The sequence below is a fragment of the Nostoc sp. genome, assembly GCF_036917515.1.
GTDB lineage: Bacteria > Cyanobacteriota > Cyanobacteriia > Cyanobacteriales > Nostocaceae > Nostoc.
Map to the genome: position 1 here is coordinate 14,089 of NZ_JBALDE010000102.1, position 17,797 is coordinate 31,885.

18 protein-coding genes and 1 pseudogene are annotated in these 17,797 nt (G+C 42.1%); 9 read left to right on the forward strand and 10 right to left on the reverse strand.

Going from position 1 to position 17,797, the window contains the following annotated elements:
• Positions 1–14 precede the first annotated feature (14 nt).
• Positions 15–788 carry an adenosylcobinamide-GDP ribazoletransferase gene (gene cobS, locus V7K89_RS12420; RefSeq protein WP_335187462.1) on the forward strand — a complete coding sequence of 258 codons (774 nt, stop codon included), beginning with the start codon at positions 15–17 and terminating at the stop codon, positions 786–788.
• A 102-nt stretch (positions 789–890) separates the two neighbouring features.
• On the opposite strand, the gene V7K89_RS12425 is transcribed toward cobS, so the two are convergent.
• The 3 genes from V7K89_RS12425 to V7K89_RS12435 form a co-directional block, all read right to left on the reverse strand.
• The gene (locus tag V7K89_RS12425; protein WP_335187464.1) at positions 891–1,346 is read right to left on the reverse strand and encodes a PPC domain-containing protein; all 456 of its coding nucleotides are present in this window, start codon (positions 1,344–1,346) and stop codon (positions 891–893) included.
• Between the two features lie 87 nt (positions 1,347–1,433).
• On the reverse strand, positions 1,434–2,111 hold the full coding sequence (locus V7K89_RS12430) for a ComF family protein (protein ID WP_335187466.1): 678 nt from the start codon (positions 2,109–2,111) through the stop codon (positions 1,434–1,436).
• Entirely contained in the window at positions 2,112–2,600 is a 489-nt protein-coding gene (locus tag V7K89_RS12435) for a GNAT family N-acetyltransferase (protein WP_335187468.1), read from the reverse strand.
• A 250-nt stretch (positions 2,601–2,850) separates the two neighbouring features.
• Here V7K89_RS12435 and V7K89_RS12440 point away from each other — a divergent pair, with 250 nt between their 5' ends.
• On the forward strand, positions 2,851–3,195 hold the full coding sequence (locus V7K89_RS12440) for a hypothetical protein (RefSeq protein WP_335187470.1): 345 nt from the start codon (positions 2,851–2,853) through the stop codon (positions 3,193–3,195).
• A gap of 180 nt (positions 3,196–3,375) precedes the next feature.
• Here the strand turns inward: V7K89_RS12440 and V7K89_RS12445 are convergent, their stop codons facing one another.
• Entirely contained in the window at positions 3,376–4,542 is a 1,167-nt protein-coding gene (locus tag V7K89_RS12445) for an AI-2E family transporter (protein WP_335187472.1), read from the reverse strand.
• A 314-nt stretch (positions 4,543–4,856) separates the two neighbouring features.
• Between V7K89_RS12445 and V7K89_RS12450 the strand changes: the two genes are divergently transcribed.
• Both V7K89_RS12450 and V7K89_RS12455 read left to right on the forward strand, forming a co-directional pair.
• Positions 4,857–5,198, forward strand: a complete 342-nt coding sequence (locus V7K89_RS12450; protein ID WP_335187493.1) for a hypothetical protein — start codon at positions 4,857–4,859, stop codon at positions 5,196–5,198.
• Positions 5,199–5,484: 286 nt separating this feature from the next.
• Positions 5,485–6,906 (forward strand): LCP family protein, encoded by a 1,422-nt coding sequence (locus V7K89_RS12455; RefSeq protein ID WP_335187474.1) that lies wholly within the window; start codon positions 5,485–5,487, stop codon positions 6,904–6,906.
• Here V7K89_RS12455 and V7K89_RS12460 read toward each other — a convergent pair.
• The 5 genes from V7K89_RS12460 to V7K89_RS12480 all read right to left on the reverse strand — a co-directional run bounded on the left by V7K89_RS12460 (position 6,878) and on the right by V7K89_RS12480 (position 12,948).
• Entirely contained in the window at positions 6,878–7,969 is a 1,092-nt protein-coding gene (locus V7K89_RS12460; RefSeq protein ID WP_335187475.1) for an anthranilate phosphoribosyltransferase family protein, read from the reverse strand. The two genes, V7K89_RS12455 and V7K89_RS12460, sit on opposite strands and share 29 nt — an antisense overlap.
• A 364-nt stretch (positions 7,970–8,333) precedes the next feature.
• Positions 8,334–8,975 (reverse strand): FHA domain-containing protein, encoded by a 642-nt coding sequence (locus V7K89_RS12465; protein ID WP_335187477.1) that lies wholly within the window; start codon positions 8,973–8,975, stop codon positions 8,334–8,336.
• Entirely contained in the window at positions 8,953–11,088 is a 2,136-nt protein-coding gene (locus tag V7K89_RS12470; RefSeq protein WP_335187479.1) for a substrate-binding domain-containing protein, read from the reverse strand. Before V7K89_RS12470 ends, V7K89_RS12465 begins: the two co-directional genes overlap by 23 nt.
• Before the next feature lie 40 nt (positions 11,089–11,128).
• Positions 11,129–11,809 carry a response regulator transcription factor gene (locus tag V7K89_RS12475; RefSeq protein ID WP_335187481.1) on the reverse strand — a complete coding sequence of 227 codons (681 nt, stop codon included), beginning with the start codon at positions 11,807–11,809 and terminating at the stop codon, positions 11,129–11,131.
• A gap of 20 nt (positions 11,810–11,829) precedes the next feature.
• Complete coding sequence (locus V7K89_RS12480) at positions 11,830–12,948, reverse strand: sensor histidine kinase (RefSeq protein ID WP_335187483.1); 1,119 nt, start codon at positions 12,946–12,948, stop codon at positions 11,830–11,832.
• Between the two features lie 561 nt (positions 12,949–13,509).
• Between V7K89_RS12480 and V7K89_RS12485 the strand changes: the two genes are divergently transcribed.
• The 5 genes from V7K89_RS12485 (at position 13,510) to V7K89_RS12505 (ending at position 17,515) form a co-directional block, all read left to right on the forward strand.
• On the forward strand, positions 13,510–14,349 hold the full coding sequence (locus tag V7K89_RS12485; RefSeq protein ID WP_335187485.1) for a Pvc16 family protein: 840 nt from the start codon (positions 13,510–13,512) through the stop codon (positions 14,347–14,349).
• Positions 14,350–14,379: 30 nt separating this feature from the next.
• A complete protein-coding gene (locus tag V7K89_RS12490; protein ID WP_335187487.1) occupies positions 14,380–16,041 on the forward strand; it encodes a phage tail sheath family protein in 1,662 nt (553 codons plus the stop codon).
• A 131-nt stretch (positions 16,042–16,172) separates the two neighbouring features.
• Positions 16,173–16,628 (forward strand): phage tail protein, encoded by a 456-nt coding sequence (locus V7K89_RS12495; protein ID WP_335000143.1) that lies wholly within the window; start codon positions 16,173–16,175, stop codon positions 16,626–16,628.
• 22 nt (positions 16,629–16,650) lie between these two features.
• Positions 16,651–17,145, forward strand: coding sequence for a phage tail protein (locus tag V7K89_RS12500; protein ID WP_335187489.1), 495 nt, complete (start codon positions 16,651–16,653; stop codon positions 17,143–17,145).
• A gap of 22 nt (positions 17,146–17,167) precedes the next feature.
• A complete protein-coding gene (locus tag V7K89_RS12505; protein ID WP_251959044.1) occupies positions 17,168–17,515 on the forward strand; it encodes a hypothetical protein in 348 nt (115 codons plus the stop codon).
• A 52-nt stretch (positions 17,516–17,567) separates the two neighbouring features.
• On the opposite strand, the pseudogene V7K89_RS12510 reads toward V7K89_RS12505, so the two are convergent.
• A pseudogene (locus V7K89_RS12510) lies at positions 17,568–17,797 on the reverse strand (hypothetical protein); the annotation flags it as partial.

Genomic DNA, 17,797 nt, shown 5'->3' on the forward strand with positions numbered 1-17,797 from the left:
TTAATGTAATTCAGATGACGAAACGGCAACAGTGGTGGAGAATGCTGCTGTTAAAGCTGGCAGCTAGTATTATATTTTACACTAGTATTCCACTACCGTATTTGAACGGATTAGACTTTCGAGGAGTGGCACATCTTGCTTCGCTTGTTGGGTTGATAATTGGGGGAATTTTAGGATTACTGGATACAGGGATGGATTATATTGGTATGCCCGTGCTAACTCGTAGTGCTTTGGTAGTGAGTATTTGGATTGCCATAACTGGAGGATTGCACTTAGATGGGGCAATGGATACTGCCGATGGTTTAGCAGTGGGCGACCCAGATCGGCGACTGGAGGTGATGGCAGATAGTGCTACAGGTGCTTTTGGAGCAATGGCTGCGATCGCCTTGGTGATACTAAAAATAACAGCTTTAGTGGATATGCCAGAAAACCGTTGGTTATTGCTAATGGCTGCTTGTGGCTGGGGACGTTGGGGGCAGCAACTAGCGATCGCGCGATACCCTTATCTGAAAGCTATTGGTAAAGGCGCATTTCACAAACAAGCCATTTGTTCTTATAAAGATTTGTTACCGGGATTAGTGTTGTTATTTAGTTTGAGTGGTTTACTTTGGCTGATAGATAAACAGCAGCTATTTCTCGCACTGACAATGATAGTTGTTGGCAGTGCGATCGCCACTTTAACTGGCGCATGGTTCAACCACAAACTAGGTGGACACACTGGAGATACTTACGGTGCAGTCGTTGAGTGGACTGAAGCCTTATTTCTCTGTGTATTGACCGTTTTTTAAGAAATAGCAGGGGAGCAGGGGAGCACAAAAGAAGTTGCAGTAAGTTTTTCCCCTCTGCCCCTTTGCCCCTCCGCCTCTTGTGCCCCACGCGCCACGCCCGCTTCACTTAATCGGTTGCAACTTTGTCACCTTGAGTTTAAAAGCCCCAACCCCAGTTTCCCCAAAAGACCGGACACGAATAACATAATTCCCTGTCTCTACGATGCGAGTAAATAGTAAGGAATTGCTACTACCATCAGGACCATCATCATTTTCTGCTAGAGTTGAACCATCAGGTGCCAGTAGTGTGATGATACTGTCAAAGTTTTCTGATGACAGGTCAACTGCTAAATTATCGCCCTTCTGCAACTTCACAGTGTAATCACGGGCAAATCCACCTTGACCTGTGGGAATGTCTTTATCTGAGAGGCTATCGTTAATTTCACTGCTGTTAGATAAAGGTATTGGACTATACAATTTATTTTGAGCAAAAGCTGCACTTGTACTAATGCCTATTGCCAGCGATGTGGCAGGAATGATCATCAGTTGTTTTAAACCTGCCGCAAAAACTTTATTCATACATTTAAAGCAATTTTTCTAGAAAAATAGGTTAATTCGGTCAATGTATCCACTTATTACTTTAAAGCTTGCGTGTTAATTCTTGATTTACCCGTCTTTGACGGCAGTGGCTACAGCTACTAATCCTAAGACCACAATTCCATACTGACGAAGTGTTTGCACAGCAGACCTAGCAGTAGCACCAGTAGTATAAATGTCGTCCACTAACAGCACAGGGACATTTGGAGGACGATGGCGAAATTCTTGTCCAATAGCAAAAGCTTTGTCCAAGTTTTTTTCTCGTTTAGATACCGACAAACCAAACTGCGCTTCAGTTTCTCGCACTCTTGCTAAACCGTTTAGTTTCAATTTTAATCCGGTTATTTCGCAGAAGCTTTGTGCTATCAGTGCAGCTTGATTGTATTTACGTTGTTTTTGTTTGCTAGCGTGGAGTGGGATGGGAACTACTACAGGCTGGCTATCTCGCCTCGGTGAATTTAACAACCATGCTTCTCCTAACCATTGACCCAAAGGACGAGCTATTTGGGGTTGATTTTCATATTTCATCGCTGCGATCGCCCGTTTCACTGGGCCACCATATTCCCCCCAGCCAAACACTGGTATAGGCTCTTGCCATAGAGAAATTGGGTCTTTACGTTGACATTTTTGCAGCTGCCTGGTGCAGTTGTGACAAAATTCTTGCGAAGTTGCACGTTGACATAAAGGACAATGGGATTGGAGAAAAAGATTGAGTAAGCCTGTAAGATTTTTAATCCAAGTGTGCATTTAAGGCTGGTTGAGGAATTTAACATACACGCGATCGCACCTTGTTGTTTCTACTCCCGTTGCTGGAGTGTAACCATTGCTTTCATACAGCTTGACTGCTTCCACCAAAACACTGGCGGTTTCAATCCAAATTTGTTGAAAACTACGCTTTGCGATCGCTGCTTCTAGCTGTTGTAACAAATATTTTCCTAATCCTAAACCTCTGATGCTGGGCAAAAGATACATTTTGCGGATTTCTACAGCTTTTTCGCCTCGGTGTATGGGGTAGTATGCTCCAGTACCTACTAACTGGCTTTGGTGTTCAATTACCCAAAACTCTCCCCCAGTAGCTAAATAATATTCTTCTACTCGCAACACATCTTGGTCAGCACCCTTTGGTTCCCAACCCAGACCGTATTCTGATAATACATAACTGATGACTTCGGCGGCTCTGGTGCGATCGCTTTTCACCCAATCACGAATTAAAAAATCTTGATAATAGTTTTTCATACCATTTGCTGGTCAAGTTTACACAGAAAATTTTTCCGCATCTATATCCCAATTTACCCAGCAAATAGCAATTCTTGCAGAGTCAATTTCAGGCTGTACTCTCTAAGCGTGAATTATGCCAGTACTGAGAAAAGTCATCTTTAACAAGGAAGTCGACTTTACATCTACTTACACCATCAATGCCCAACCAAGTGTATTCTTGCAAAATATTACTGATTGACAAATTGTTTATCACCTTAACCTGTCAATAATGGTACATAACAGCAACTATGTTGTGCAATTTATCATATTCCGTTTCAGTAAATATTTTTCTAACGTGCCAGACTTAAACCAGACATTGCGACCATCATTAAAGCGTTTTTTTAACCTACGAATGTCTCTAATTCATCAAGTTTTCTCACTTCTAGAATTACATCTTCTTTCGGTGCATCCGAAAGTTTTTGTTTTTATCCCAGTAGTATATCTGCGTACAGTCTTTGGTAGTGATTGTACCCATCTGATTCATTTGTATATTAAGAGCAAAGACAATTGCTTGAAAGCGATCGCCCATGTTGAATTTGTTGAAAATTATAATCGGCAGTTGTTGTTTCTATGATTAACAGCTTCTGTAATTCGGTTAGTGATACAGAATTTAATAAATAAATAAGAGGGGTAAAGGGTAAAAGATTGATAATAGTTGCCCACCATCGGAGCAATAGCTTTTTACCCTTCCCTTTGCCCCTTACCGTTGCTGATAAATAACTGATGATACACTTCTTGCTCCTGCCTTCTTGTATTAGGGCAATGTCGCTTCAGAAATGCTCAAAGTTTTGTTGGCATCAGCTTTCGAGGACTCGTTTGCTGGAACGGATGCAGTTATCTCCCCAGTGGCGCTGTCGTTTATCTCGTTACCAGGACGCAAGGCACTTAAAGCAGTCTTAATCACAACAGCTGTAGGTACTGCCACAATTACACCCAACAGTCCACCAATTCTTGCCCCTGTTAAGACTGAAATTAAAATCCAAACTGGATTTAAACCAGTAAAACTGCCTAAAATTCGGGGGGCAATTAAGTTTTCGAGAATTTGCTGTACAATTACGGCTGCGATCAACACTCTTACACCCATTGAAAAATCTTGCAACGCTACTAATAGTGTAGTCAGAGCAATACCTACAGAACCGCCAAAGGGGACGAGAGCCATCAGACCAATAGTTAGGCCGAATAGTAACCCAAATGGTACTTTCAGCCACAAAAAGGTAGGAATGAGGGCTGAAGCCATACAGGTAGATAAAATCAACTGGGTGATGAAGAAATTTTGAAAGCTGAGGCGGACTGTTTTGGAGAAAGGATCGCGAAATTTATTAGGTAGCCATTCCACTAAACTTTCCCAGAGTTCACCGCCATGCTGTAAAAGATAAAAAGTCAAAACTATCGTTAAGAGAATATCTAGCAGGCTAGTAACTGTCAGCACAGCCAGATTTAAAACTTGTCCAGCGATCGCTTGCAATTGTCCTTTGACGCGATCATTGATTTGCACCACTAGAGCATCGAGGTTAATCGGTAAGCCAAAAGTCTCAGCTTTTCCGTTTAAGATCATTAACTGAGAGCGTCCAGAGTCGATTAACTCTGGCAAACGAGCCACCAGTTGTTGAGCTTGGGTAAGAGCCAGGGGAAAAAGTGTCACACCCAATGCCAATAAAATCGATAAAGCCAAGAGAAATACTAAGATAGCGACTTGCTCTCGCTTCGCACCATGATGCTCCATCCAGCTCACGGGGTAGTTGAGCAGAAATGCTAGCACTGAGGCTGCAACTAAAATGACTATGAGAGAATGGAAATAATTAAAGAAAACCGAAAGTGCCCAACCATTGAGAACTAGCAGCGGAAGGAATAACGCGATCGCCCCGATTCGCGCTATTGGTGTGAATCTTTGCCACCAGTCGAGTAGCTTGCGTGTCTGCATTTTGAGCTGATTGGAATAGGACTAAATGAAATTTTTCTTTACAGCTTATTATCTCTAACTATATGAGTCTTATTCATCCTTCTAGTTTAGGAGTTAGACTAACCCCAATGGAGAATATTGAACCAAAAGAGAATGGGAAGTGGGGAATGGAGAGTGGGGAGTGGGGAGCAGGGGAGCAGGGGAGCAGACGGGCAGACGAGCAGACGGGCAGATGGGCAGAGGGACAGGCAGGACAAGGGGGAATTATTGAACAAGTCTCTCCCAATCCCCCCTCTGACTTGTCTACCTTGTCTCTTCTTCATGCCCCATCTCCAATGCCCAAAATGCAGTTGCTTTTACATTTAGTTCCGATTGTCGGCTTTTTTCCATCCTTGTGGACGCTATATCGGGGCCAGGGTAGTCGGGAACAACTTGCTATTAGTCGTCTGTCTATTACTTTGGCACTTACTTGGCTGTTGAGTTATCTATTATTATCTACCGGAGCAGCAACTTCAGATTTTTTTCCGCTACGTCTATTTATCCTCAATAGCTTTCTCACATCAGGTTACTTTTTAGTAAGTATTTGGTTGATTTTGCGCCTAATGCAGGGCAAATCTGGTCGTTTACCAGGGTTTAGTAATTTAGCAGAACGACTGCTTGGCAAGTATTTATCTTAATTTTTTCGGGTAAGAATTTGTCGGTGTTTTTACTGATTTTTGGAAAATTTATGGCTGATTTATTTATATATCTAGTCAAATCCAGTTTATTATTGCCATACTTCAGTAAAACATCTCCAGGTTGTCCCAAAAAAAGAATAAATGTTGCTATAAGTGTTGTGGTTGACACTACATTAAAAAAGTTAGCACCGATAATTAAGAGTTAGCTATTATGGGTTGATTTGTTTGGGTGTTTTTAGTCTGCAAAATTACTGAATTTGATTAGTGAGTAAGTGTGAGGAAGTCTGTGACCATTCAAAGAAGTTCGGCGGAAGAAAACCAGTCGGGAAAAGCCTCAAGGTCTAGTAAAAAAATTTCCCAGAAATCGACATCAGGACGTTGGCTGTGGTTTTGGGTAGGGATGAGTGGTATTGCAATGGTGTCAGCAACTGCGGGGGCACTTTTGGCGGTATCTTTAACCAGTACGCCTCTGCAACAAGCCCAGCTAACTCCCAAGGATGAGGCGGCCTTTGATAGCGATCGCATTTCTGGAGGTGTGCTGCGATTTTCAGAATTAACTCGCCCAGTGAATCTTTTGGTGATGGGAATGAGCGTACTTCCGCCAGATATCCAAAACCCTCCCGAAGAAACCAAAAACCTCAAATACCTGCCCCAAGTCAACTCCTTTGATGGTCTTTCTGATGTGATGCTCTTGGTCAAATTCGATCCAGAGACGAAAAAAATAAATATGCTCTCCATTCCCAGAGATACCCGCACAGAAATAGAGGGGTATGGAGTAAAAAAAATTAACTCCGCCAACGTTGAAGGTGGGCCAGCTTTGACTGCCAGAACTGTCAGTAATCTCTTAGGAGGGGCAGGAATTGATCGCTATATCCGAATTAACGTTTTGGGAGTTGCCAAACTGATTGATGCTTTGGGCGGTGTGACTGTCTACGTCCCTAAAGATATGAAATACCAAGATGATTCTCAGCATTTGTACATCAATTTGAAGGCGGGTAAGCAGCATCTAAACGGCGATCAGGTGCTACAATTGCTGCGTTTTCGCCATGACGAACTCGGTGATATTGGTCGGATTCAGCGGCAGCAAATGGTGATTCGTGCTTTGATGGAGCAAACACTCAACCCGGCTACTGTTGCTCAATTACCTAAAGTTCTTGATGTTGTCAAAGAACACATTGATACTAACTTGACGGTTGAAGAATTAGTGGCGCTAATGGGTTTTGGGGTGCGGACAAATCGCTCTAATATGCAAATGTTAATGCTGCCAGGTCGCTTTAGCGAGAAAGGCGAGTTTGATGCTAGCTATTGGTTGCCCAACAAAGATGGTATTGCGAAACTGATGGCTCAACACTTTGGTTTGGAGTCAGAACAGGAATTGGGAACTGCGACTGACCCCCGCTCTTTGCGTGTAGCAATTCAAGATAGTACAGGTGGCGATCGCTCTAACCTCCAACCGTTAATTAGAGCCTTGGAAAAATCTGGGTATCGTAATATCTATGTAGCCAAAGCATGGGGTGAACCTTTAGATGTAACTCATATTGTCGCCCAACAAGGTGATGGTGACAGTGCTGAATCAATCCGCAGTACTTTGGGCTTTGGAGAAGTGCGAGTGGAAAGCACTGGCAACCTTGCCTCGGATATCAGTATCCAAGTGGGTCAGGATTGGTTGGAACAAAAATCTATTTTGGAGAAGTCGTTGACACCCTAAAAGGTACAGCTCTGGCTGAATTTACTACCTGGCTCAGTTCTTGAAGTTTAGCTGCTACTACACCATTGGTTAATAATTCTTCTGCTTTAGCTAAACCCTCTGCCATATCTGGACAAATACCACTCCGCCATAGATAAAATCCGCCATTCCACAAGGCTGTTTGCATCAATTCACCTGGTTTACTTGCCAAAACCTCTTGAATATCCGCCACTAGTTCTTCAGTAGTTCCAAGGGGTACGTTCTTGGTAGTAAAGCCGTAATCACGCGGTACAAGATGTAATCGTTCTACCTCTTGGGATGCTACGGATGAAGATAAGCTGATGATTGCAGTGCGATCGCGCGGTAAGTCGCAACTCCCTTCCAATCCTTTAACTAATGTAAATTTTGTTATTCCTCGCAGTCCTAGAGCTATCTGAAACATTCCTTCTGTTGGCGGATGCACAAACCCAGCAATTACATGAGCATCCCCAGCATAAGGACACCAAATTAGCTCCATTGTCGCCAAGGGCGGACGTTTGCCAAGTTGGTCGCGGTACTCCCAAATACTTGTAGTTAAGGGAAAATGCTGAGGTAGATAAATAAAGCCGATTTTCGTTTGCTCAAACACTTGTTGGGTTTTTGCTAGTGGTAGGGTAGTCCAATCGACTCCTAAACCCTGCCAAATATCTATCAGGGGTAAACCGTACTTTGTTGGTAGGCAATCGCCACCATGCATTACCACTGGTTGTCCTACTGCGGCGAGTAGTAAAGCTGTTACCGGACTAATTGGTGCTGTGCGTGTTCTACCATCATAAGGAATGCCAAGAGCGATCGCTGCTCGCTCAGAGTTTATTGGTTGCAGTTTTGGCCCCAATTCCTCATAAGCATCTAACATTCCGGCTAACTCTTCCCCCGTGGGACGCTTAATTCGATGAGCGATCAAAAAGGCTCCAATTTGGGCAGGTGTCGCTTCACCCAGCAGCATCATCTTAGTAGCGGTGGCTGCCTGAATACGCGTTAAATTCTCGGCTGTGTGATTTCCACTTCCTACTTTTTGCAGAAATTCCCGAAATACATTGCTCATTTTTCCTTTGTCCTCTGTCCACCGTCATTTGTCCATTGTCCTTTGTCCTTCGTGATAACCGAAAATGACTAATAGACCTCTTGCATGAATCCTCAAAACCCCACCCTAACCCTCCCCTTGGTAAGAGGAAGGAGTAAACTTGCTCAATTTCCCCCCTTTATAAGGGGGGATTAAGGGGGGTCTATTAATATTTGTGCAAGAGGTCTAATGACCGAATTTTAGATTTAAGAAGGTAAAAATGAGTTGTCAACAGCAGGTTTACTAAATTATTTAGCCCAAAAGTTTGTCTACCTTTAACAAAGGGCTTAAGCTTGTTGTTAAGCCCCAAATCTTGTTAATTAAAAGTTATAAAATCAGCTTTCTACTACCCAATATATACAGTGAAATTAACTAGGTTATCCTGACCAAATCGTAGTGAATCACCGTTAAGCAGGCGATACTGCATACCGGGAGTGAGAGAATTGTTGTTTAAATAAATACCATTTGTACTCATGTCAACAATCATGTAGGAATTTTGCGACCAGTCCCAATCGACTCGTGCATGACGACGAGAGACTATTCCTTCACTAGGAATACCGGTCAGGTCAATTTCTGGCGGCGCTATTCCTGGACTCTGACTGCGGCGACCAATATAACCTCCTTCCCCAACAAGATGAAATTCTCTGCCAGTGCTATGAATCAGCTTTAAGGCTGGCGCTCTTTGAGACGGAGGGGTATAAACAGGCGGTGTTGGTTGATAGGAAACTCGTGGCTGATAAACTGTTGAATAATCAACGGGAGCTTGTTGGGGAACCTGATAGTTAGGTTGCTCTGTAGGCGGTCGCTGATACTGAACAGGTGGTTGACTAGGTTGTTGTTGAATAGGCGGTGCTTGACTAGGTGGTTGTGGTGTAGAGGAAACTACATTACCCACAGGAGTAGAACACCAGGGACAAACCTTAGCATTGTTAGGCAGGGCGCGGTTAAAATATTCGCAACTGGGATTAGGGCACCGATTTGCAGGCATAGGAATTTATATCATCAGGCATGGGTTGTAAAGCTACAAGACCTACTTTACTAAGTAAACACTGACCCTGACGAGTAGTTAGCATCTGGGCAAATGTAGAACCACCAGGTAGGCGGCTGCTATCTTTAGGGTACACTACAAAAATAGGGTATCCCAGAGGGTAGCTTTGGAAAGTTGTGACATCAACATAATAATCATCATGCTGACACAAGTCATCTGAGGGATTAATTGAGCGGCGATCGCGTCTTTGAAACAGAGGTTGAATCGCTGAATTTTTGCCATTGGCAATCGCTAACGGATAGCCAGTACACTGAGTCGAAGTTTTACTGATAATGCCAAAACTGATAATACCAGTGCTTCGCCCTTCTAAAATCTCACTACGTATCAGGTTTTGGGTTTTTGTTGTATCAAGTTTAGTAACTTTTGCTGCAAATAAAGCTTCGTCTTGAGGGGCATTTTTCAGAACTATTTCTTGAAATTTACTGATTGCTTCTGGTTCAGTTGGGGCAAAAGGTTTCACAGGCAGATTTGGAAGTTTGGGACTAATCTGCTGCCAATTAGTAATTTTGCCTGTATAAATTTGACGCAATTGCTCAAGATTGATTTGCCCCCCAAGAGCATTGGCAAGATTTGAGTCTCTTTTATTAAATGCTACAAAAACAAGTAACCCATCATAAGCAACTGATTTTTTAGCAAGTTTATCTGTAATGTTGTCTACCAAACTAGTAATTGCAAAATCTTTTTTGCTTGTTTGGACTTCTTCAATACTTTGAATCGGATTATTTACATTAGATGACAAAACAGATTTATAGTCAAATGTTGCTGTTGCATCTGACTTTGGTCTGGTTAATAAATCTCCTAAACGACTGTTGTCTACAGGTTGCGTTAAAATATAACTCCATGTACTGTCTTTTTCTCCTGTATAAGTAAATTGTCCAGAAGGAATGTTGGGGACTTCTGAAAAATTCCGCACAAGTCTAGACCATTGTATATATTGATTAGGACTATCTGTTTTTCTGCCCCAAAGCCAATACCAAATTCCCCCACCAAGTAGTAATAACGCCAGAATTACTAGCAAAAGTAAGGGCATTGGGAAACGCTTTTGTATTTCTTGAGAACCTGGCGACGAACGCACCGAACTTTTGCCACGATCTTCTTTAGGAAGTTCTAGCAGTGCTTGACGAGCCGCTTCTGCACTTTCAAAAGGAGTTTCCAGCCTTATTAAACGATAAATAAACTGCTTTAAATGGCTATCGGTATCTGGCCATTGTTGATTATCTCTAGGATCGAGAGGCTGGTTGGACGAAAAATTAGTTGTCCGTCCTACCCATAAAGAAAAAGCTAGCAATCCTAATGATTCTAAATCTTGCTCAGGTCTGGTGGGCGCGGGTTGAGAAATAATTGGTGGAATAAATAAGTTTTCCCAGATAGCTAAATCACAAAAGTATATAGAAAAATTTTGATTATTTTCTACTTTAATTAAAGTACTATCTAAATTGATATTGCCGTGAGTGATACCCAGTTGTGTTTGATTGGATGGAAAACGCAGCTTTTGGGTGTGGAGAAACTGAAGAGTTTGTAAACCTTGATTTAGTACCTCACGCACTTCAGAAGATGTCATGGCTCCCTTCTCTATCAGATACTTACCTAAAGTTTGGGATGACTCTATTCCTTTAGTAATTAAATAACAGCGTTCTCCTTTTTGATCGGCGATCGCTTCTTTAGTTTCCACAAGACGGAAGTTTTGAATTCGACTATCGGCTAAACTTACCCCACCTACCCGTTTAAAAGTCTCTTTCCGCTTTTGAGTCTCGCTTTCATTAAAAGAACGATTGGGGAGCAGGTATTCTTTAATGATTACAGGTTGTTTGTCCTTGAGTTGGATAGCTGAATATAGGCGGCCTAAACCCCGCACACCAACAAAACTAGCTATTTGATAAGTACCCTGACTTCCTTTAATCTCAGCCTCCTGCGGTAAAGTTGCTGGAAAACCACATTCCAAGCAAAACTTAGCGCCCTTGATTTGCTGCGCTGTTTGGAAGGGGCGATCGCAACTTAAGGGAGAATTGTACGAGCAGGGGTATTCTTGATATAAAGATTCAAATGAAGGCATATACAAATTTCGTGAATTGCGCCGATTACTTCCGTCACGCTCAAGCGTGAACTAATCCTAACTTGATGGCAGCCACAATCGCTTGAGTCCGACTAGTAACCTTCAATTTTTCAAAAATACTGGTGAGATGCGCCTTAACAGTAGCAACTGTTACATATAAATGTTTAGCAATTTCTTCATTAGAAGCACCTTGAGTTAACCAGTATAAAACTTCCTGCTCTCTTTCTGTTAAATGCAGATCATGACATACTTTTACACAAGAATCTGAATAAGCCTGAAAAAACCGGAAAAATCGACTAGCAACTTCTGAAGGTAGATAAATTTCCGATCTTGTTACAGTGTCAATAGCATCACACAATTGGGTTGCGACACGATTTTTAAACACATAACCTGCGGCTCCCGCCTGCATTGCTCTAAAAATCCAGTCGTCTTCTTGATGAGCCGACAATACTAAAACCTTACCAGTAAAAGCAGCTTCTTTAAGACGTGCCAGAACTGTAATTCCATCACATCCTTTCAATTGCATATCCAGCAAAATTAAATCTGGAGACTTCTGGGTTGTAAACTTCAAAACCTGCTCAACAGAATCTGCATCACCCATAACTTCTACAGGTAATGCAGAATTAATACTATAAAAATTTAGGAGAGTACGTAACCCTTGACGGAAGCGTTCTTCGTCATCTACCAGCAAAACTGAAAGTTTTTGATTATCATTAGTCATATCTTGAAATTACGAATTATTTATCCATTCCTTGGTCGAGGTAAAATTACAGAAAATTGTGCCCCACTTTCTGATAAAACTTGTGCCCAGATACTTCCTTGATGATCCAAAATGATTTTTTTAGCGATAGTTAACCCCAGTCCTGTGCCTCCTTTACGCCGGGAATAAAATGGGGTAAATACTTTTTGTGAATCTTCTTGAGACAATCCTGGACCTTGATCGGAGATTTTAATTAAAACTTCATCTTGAAAAATTTGCCAGCTACAGGTAATAGTTCCTAAATTCGGACTGAAATGAACAGCATTACTAAGAATATTGTCAAAAACTTGTTTCATTTGTAATCTGTCTATCTTCAGTATTGTCGATGTATCTGGAATCGATATTTTAAGTTGTTTTTGATTAACTAAAGGTTGTAAACTGGTGATACTTTCAACTACCAAACTTCTTAAATCTTGAAATTTCACTTTTAATTTTGCACTTTGACCGCAATCAATCAGTTCGGTTAAATTAGTACCTAAATCTTGTATGCTTTCGCCGATGATTGTTGCTTGCTCTTGCCAAGGGCTATCCTCTAACCCTAAGCATAAATTGTGTGCATACAATCCTATGAGTCCTAGAGAGTTACGCAATTGATGTCCGACTCGATGCAAGATATCTTCCAAAAGTTTAATTTCAGTTTTTTGTCTTCTATAGTCCAAGGAAATATCTACATACTTACTCAGGAGCATAGCAGAGCGTTTTACATATAATTGTAAACTCTCTGAGAGAGGTTCATGAGTAATGATTTGAATGTATTCAGGTTTTTGATTTCTATAGCCTATGGGGCAAATGTAAGAAATAGATGAAAATTCCTTAAGTCTAAATTCATGTAAATTCAAAGCAGGCGGAAAATCTGTAAGCCATACTTCTGACCGCAAATAAGCTAAAGTTTTTGGGGAAAAAGGAACTTGGTCTTGACCATAATTTATAACTTCTTGATGAGCTTTTAACAATGAATCATGATAGACAATCCGAGCGAAAAAAATTGGATATTGACTAGTTAACTGCTCAGACTCTAGCTGACAAAAGCTTTGGATGTCTGAGGAACTCAAATAATTAGAGTCATTTTCTAGTTTTTGTACAGAAAAGCCTAGTGTCATAGCTTCACTCGCTTTTTGCAACTAAATGTTTTTACTATTCTGCTAACCAGTATAAAATTATGCCATTTAAGTAATGTTTATTTTTTTGTTAAGTTATCTTGTTAGATAATTCATCCAAACAAAGAATTATTAAGTTTATATTCACAGCGGATCTCACTTTTATAAGTATAGATTGGTACGTAGTAGTTATGATTTGTAACACTTCGATAAATCTTCTGGGATGGGCGTTTCGCTTTAACTAGGGAAGGCAAGATACCCACCCGACAATAAAAAAATGTAATGCAATCAATTAAGAACCGCTCCAGACTAATCTACAAACTGAAGTTGCTGCTTTTCGGATTTTTGAGAAACTAATATTTTCCAGCCCCTCAATGATCATTCTGGGGGAGATGGGGAGTAGGGGAGAAGTTGCAGTAAGTATTTACCCTCTACCCTCTGCCAACGCCCCATGCCCAATGCCCAATGCCTAATCCAAAAATATCGACAAAAGTCTAATTAACTTTAGAAGACTGATACATATACTGTAGATGCATCTGGATTAGCTACCAGCAGAACACCCTGATGCTTATCTTCGTTCTTCAAACTTTAGCCGAAATTCTAGCTGGAGGAACCTCACTTACCAGTACAGAGCAAATTGACTTTAGCCATCCTGGTAATAGAAGGGAAGAGGGAGCAGGCCCGACTCTCAATTTGTACATTTATGATATACGTGAGAGTAAGCAGGTACAACATTCTGGCAGGCAAGTTGAACGCAAGCTAACACGCGCTCTACAACCTGCTACTGTAAATTGGGCACCCGCTTGGTTTGATGTTTCGCTGCTATTAACAGCCTGGGATAGAACAGCTTTAGGTGAGCATCACTTTATTAGTGAGGCGTTGACTGTGCTGTTGCGCCATCGCACCTTGGAAGAGGAGTTTTTGGTTCCTGAATTGCGGGGCTATGGGAATTTGAACCTGACAGTTGCCTTAGAACCGCCAATTGAGATTGGCTCTTTATGGAGTGCTCTCAATGTGCCATTGCGTTCAGCCTTATATTTGACAGTTACAGTACCCTTCGAGCCACAACCTACTCCAGTACCTTTGGTTTGGGAGCGAATTTTCAATTTGCGAAATCAATCGTCTCGTGATAGTGACAGTTTAGTATTAACCAGGCGAGTCGCGATCGCGGGTATTGTCAAAAGTGCTGCGACAAATCTGCCGCTGGTAGCGACAGAAGTGGCTGTGAGGGGAACTGAAAAGTCCATATTAACCACCAAAGAAGGGCTGTTCTTTTTTGAAGACCTTCATTTAGGTAATTATGTTTTGACTTTGAATCATCCTGGCTATTTACCCCAAAACGTCAATGCATTGGTAGATAACCAAAGTCATACTTTCAAAGAAATATTTCTAACTCCTGAATAATTAGATTTTTACTGACTTGGAGAGACTTTGATGGCTAGACTTGATTACTTTGCTCCCGGTGTCTATATTGAAGAAATTGACCGAGGTAGCCGGCCAATTGAAGGTGTTAGCACGGCAGTTGCCGGATTTGTCGGCTTTACTGAAGATATTCGTAATGGGGCTGAGTTATACAAGCCCACGTTAGTAACCAACTGGACGCAATATCTCAACTATTTTGCCCGTCTTAACTCTGATGGATTCACCGACTTCAACGCCTATTTACCCTTTTCTGTCTACGGCTACTTTATGAATGGTGGTGGTCGCTGCTGGGTGACAAGCATCGGTACTCAATTACCAGGCGCACCCAAACCCGCGACTCCAGAACCTGCTAACTTACGAATCAACGCTCGAGGTAATCGTCCAGCCCTGCGTTTTACTTTGCGCCCTGAACAAGCAGCAGGCGGATTAGTAAATATCATAATTATTGAAAGTTCACCGCGTGCCCTACCTGAAGGTACTGAAGGAGAAGCTCCTCCAAATACAGGGGAATACTTTACAATTGAGATTCGTCGAGGAGATGAACTTCTAGAAGAATACGAGAATTTGACGATGAACCGCGACCCCAATGCTCAAACAGCAACTTATGCGCTGACGGCATTGAGAAATTCGATGTATGTCACTGTAGAAGATATTACTCAAAGCGGACAGCCTTTAGCTCGCCGTCCGGTTAACGGTCAATATGAACTAGCACCGCCCATTGTCGCCACTCCACCCGATAGATTTTCGCAAAATTTAGAAGGGGTTCGAGACGATCGCACCGGGGTACGTGGTATCTTTGAAGTTGATGAAATCACGATGCTGGCCTGTCCTGATGTGATGCGGGCTTATCAAGAGCAAGTACTTAATTTAGATCAAGTCCACGGGATCATCGAACTGATGATTAGTATGTGTGAGGGTTCTGCTAGTGGGGATATTCCCAATCCGCCCAACCGCATGGTTGTACTTGATGCGCCACCAGATGCCGTCAAACCTCAACAGGTAGTGGAGTGGTTGAATAGGTTTAACCGTCGTTCGATGTTTGCCGCCCTTTATTATCCTTGGATCAAAGTACCTAATCCACGCGATCGCGGTAATCCAATTTTAGTACCTCCTTGTGGTCATGTGATGGGTGTTTGGGCCCGCACCGATGAAACCAGAGGAGTTTACAAAGCGCCTGCAAATGAAGTTCCTAGAGGCGTAATTGGTTTAGGCTATGACACCAACTTCCGCGAACAAGAACTATTAAACCCCCTGGGAATAAATTGCATTCGCAGCTTCCCCAATCGAGGTATCCGCATTTGGGGGGCACGCACTCTAGTTGAGCCAGATAAAACAGAGTGGCGTTACATCAGTGTACGTAGGCTAATTAGCTATATCGAAAAATCTTTAGAATTGGGGACTCAGTGGGTAGTTTTTGAACCGAACGACCAAGATTTATGGGCGCGTGTGACACGTACCGTTAGTAACTTTTTAGAGCGCATTTGGCGTGAAGGTGCTTTGTTTGGGGCGTCTCCAGAACAGGCATTTTATGTTAAATGCGACGAAGAATTGAACCCGCCAGAAACCAGGATTTTAGGTCGTTTGTATATTGAAGTCGGTGTTTGCCCTGTCAGACCTGCTGAATTTGTTATTTTCCGCATCAGCCAATGGAATGGCATTGAAGACATCGAGTAATACTAACTTAGGGATTAGGGAATCGGGCATTGGGCATGGGTTAAGCATTTTTTCTCTTTCTCTGCTTTTCCTGCTCATCCATCTCTAGTCCTCAATTTCGGAATTAATTACACACAAAGGAGTCTAAAAGTATGGCAGGCGAATTTTTAACCTCTTGTAAATTTTACTTCGAGGCTGATGGAATTACTGATAAATTCATTAAAGAGATTAGTGGACTAGGTGTTGAAAATACCCCAGCGCAAGATGTCCACGGCTCATCTAAGGCCGGAAAACTAATGCGCCAAGCTACACCAACTGTTGTAAAATTTACCAACATCACAATACAAGTGATCGCCACTGATGATATAGACCTTTATAAATGGTATCAAGACTGTAACGAGGACATGGGCGACCCTCGTAAGTGGAAGGAAAAGCGTAAGACTGGTTCGGTGGTTGCTTACGACCAACAAGGCTCTGAAAAGGCACGCTGGAACATTGTCAATTGTTATCCCTGTAAATACACTGGGCCTACTTTAAGTGCCTCTGGTGGTGATATGGCGAATGAAACCATTGAATTGGTTCACGAAGGAATTAAACGGATCAAATAATTAGCATTTGCAGTAATCAACAGTGGTACAATCCGCAGGTCAACTTCCGGAAATTCTTACAGCCCATCGGTTTTATTTAGGACTGACACTAGATGGTCAAAATAGTACCGATTGCTTCTTTTTGGAGTGTCAAGGCTTCAAAAGAACACAAGAGGCAATTGAAATTACTGAAGTCACTTCTCAAAGCTGGGGTACAAAAGGGCAGTCAAAAGGTCAGGTGGTGAGAACTAAGCTTCCCAGCAATCCTAAGAGTGGTAATCTCGTTTTGCGTAGAGGTATTACCAACTCTATGGATTTTTGGAAGTGGTTTGAAAAAGTCCAACAGGGTAATTGGTCTGAGCAACGTAGACTTGTTGCTTTGTCTATTTATAATCAGGCAAATCAAGAAGTAGCTAGATTTGAATTAGCCGGTGCTTGGCCCACAAGTTATAAAATTGCTGATGTCAATGCCCGCAGCCAAGACATCGAAATTGAAGAAGTAGAGGTTGCTTTCGAGGAATTTAAACGCGTGAAATAATCAGGAAATAATCAGGAGGATTATGTTTCCCACAGAGTTTGAATTTACACTGCCAAAGGGGTATCTAGACTCTGAAGGCAACCTCCATCGCAAAGGTGTAATGCGGCTATCAACGGCGATAGACGAGATTGCACCCTTGCGTGACCCACGTGTTAAAGCTAATCCCGTTTATGCGACAATTATTATCTTGTCGCGAGTGATTACCCACTTGGGTGCTTTATCAGAAGTGACTCCTGCAATCGTGGAAAACTTTTTTTCCCAAGATTTAAATTACCTTCAAGATTTTTACCGTCGAATCAATGGATTGGAAGGCGAAACTTCCATACCAGAAGATACAGTAAATTCTCCCGAAGCACTTCTTCATAATTGAGTTGGGCATGGGGCATTGGGGAGTGTTGAGTGCTGAGTGCTGAGTGCTAAGGTTAAAGTTCCGAGTTCAAAAACTCAATCTTCGAGTAAAAAGGTGCAACTTCCGAGTTCAAAGGCTCAACGTTCAAGCAAAAAGGTGCAACTTTCGAGTTCAAAGGCTCAACGTTCAAGCAAAAAGGCTCAACTTTCGAGTTCAAAAACTCAATCTTCGAGTAAAAAGGTGCAACTTCCGAGTTCAAAGGCTCAACGTTCAAGCAAAAAGGTGCAACTTTCGAGTTCAAAG

Excerpts from the sequence above, each read along its gene's own strand:
- cobS (WP_335187462.1), top strand. The coding sequence starts at position 15 with ATGACGAAACGGCAACAGTGGTGGAGAATGCTGCTGTTAAAGCTGGCA.
- V7K89_RS12425 (WP_335187464.1), bottom strand. The coding sequence starts at position 1,346 with ATGAATAAAGTTTTTGCGGCAGGTTTAAAACAACTGATGATCATTCCT.
- V7K89_RS12430 (WP_335187466.1), bottom strand. The coding sequence starts at position 2,111 with ATGCACACTTGGATTAAAAATCTTACAGGCTTACTCAATCTTTTTCTC.
- V7K89_RS12435 (WP_335187468.1), bottom strand. The coding sequence starts at position 2,600 with ATGAAAAACTATTATCAAGATTTTTTAATTCGTGATTGGGTGAAAAGC.
- V7K89_RS12440 (WP_335187470.1), top strand. The coding sequence starts at position 2,851 with ATGGTACATAACAGCAACTATGTTGTGCAATTTATCATATTCCGTTTC.
- V7K89_RS12445 (WP_335187472.1), bottom strand. The coding sequence starts at position 4,542 with ATGCAGACACGCAAGCTACTCGACTGGTGGCAAAGATTCACACCAATA.
- V7K89_RS12450 (WP_335187493.1), top strand. The coding sequence starts at position 4,857 with ATGCCCAAAATGCAGTTGCTTTTACATTTAGTTCCGATTGTCGGCTTT.
- V7K89_RS12460 (WP_335187475.1), bottom strand. The coding sequence starts at position 7,969 with ATGAGCAATGTATTTCGGGAATTTCTGCAAAAAGTAGGAAGTGGAAAT.
- V7K89_RS12465 (WP_335187477.1), bottom strand. The coding sequence starts at position 8,975 with ATGCCTGCAAATCGGTGCCCTAATCCCAGTTGCGAATATTTTAACCGC.
- V7K89_RS12470 (WP_335187479.1), bottom strand. The coding sequence starts at position 11,088 with ATGCCTTCATTTGAATCTTTATATCAAGAATACCCCTGCTCGTACAAT.
- V7K89_RS12475 (WP_335187481.1), bottom strand. The coding sequence starts at position 11,809 with ATGACTAATGATAATCAAAAACTTTCAGTTTTGCTGGTAGATGACGAA.
- V7K89_RS12480 (WP_335187483.1), bottom strand. The coding sequence starts at position 12,948 with ATGACACTAGGCTTTTCTGTACAAAAACTAGAAAATGACTCTAATTAT.
- V7K89_RS12485 (WP_335187485.1), top strand. The coding sequence starts at position 13,510 with ATGCTTATCTTCGTTCTTCAAACTTTAGCCGAAATTCTAGCTGGAGGA.
- V7K89_RS12490 (WP_335187487.1), top strand. The coding sequence starts at position 14,380 with ATGGCTAGACTTGATTACTTTGCTCCCGGTGTCTATATTGAAGAAATT.
- V7K89_RS12495 (WP_335000143.1), top strand. The coding sequence starts at position 16,173 with ATGGCAGGCGAATTTTTAACCTCTTGTAAATTTTACTTCGAGGCTGAT.
- V7K89_RS12505 (WP_251959044.1), top strand. The coding sequence starts at position 17,168 with ATGTTTCCCACAGAGTTTGAATTTACACTGCCAAAGGGGTATCTAGAC.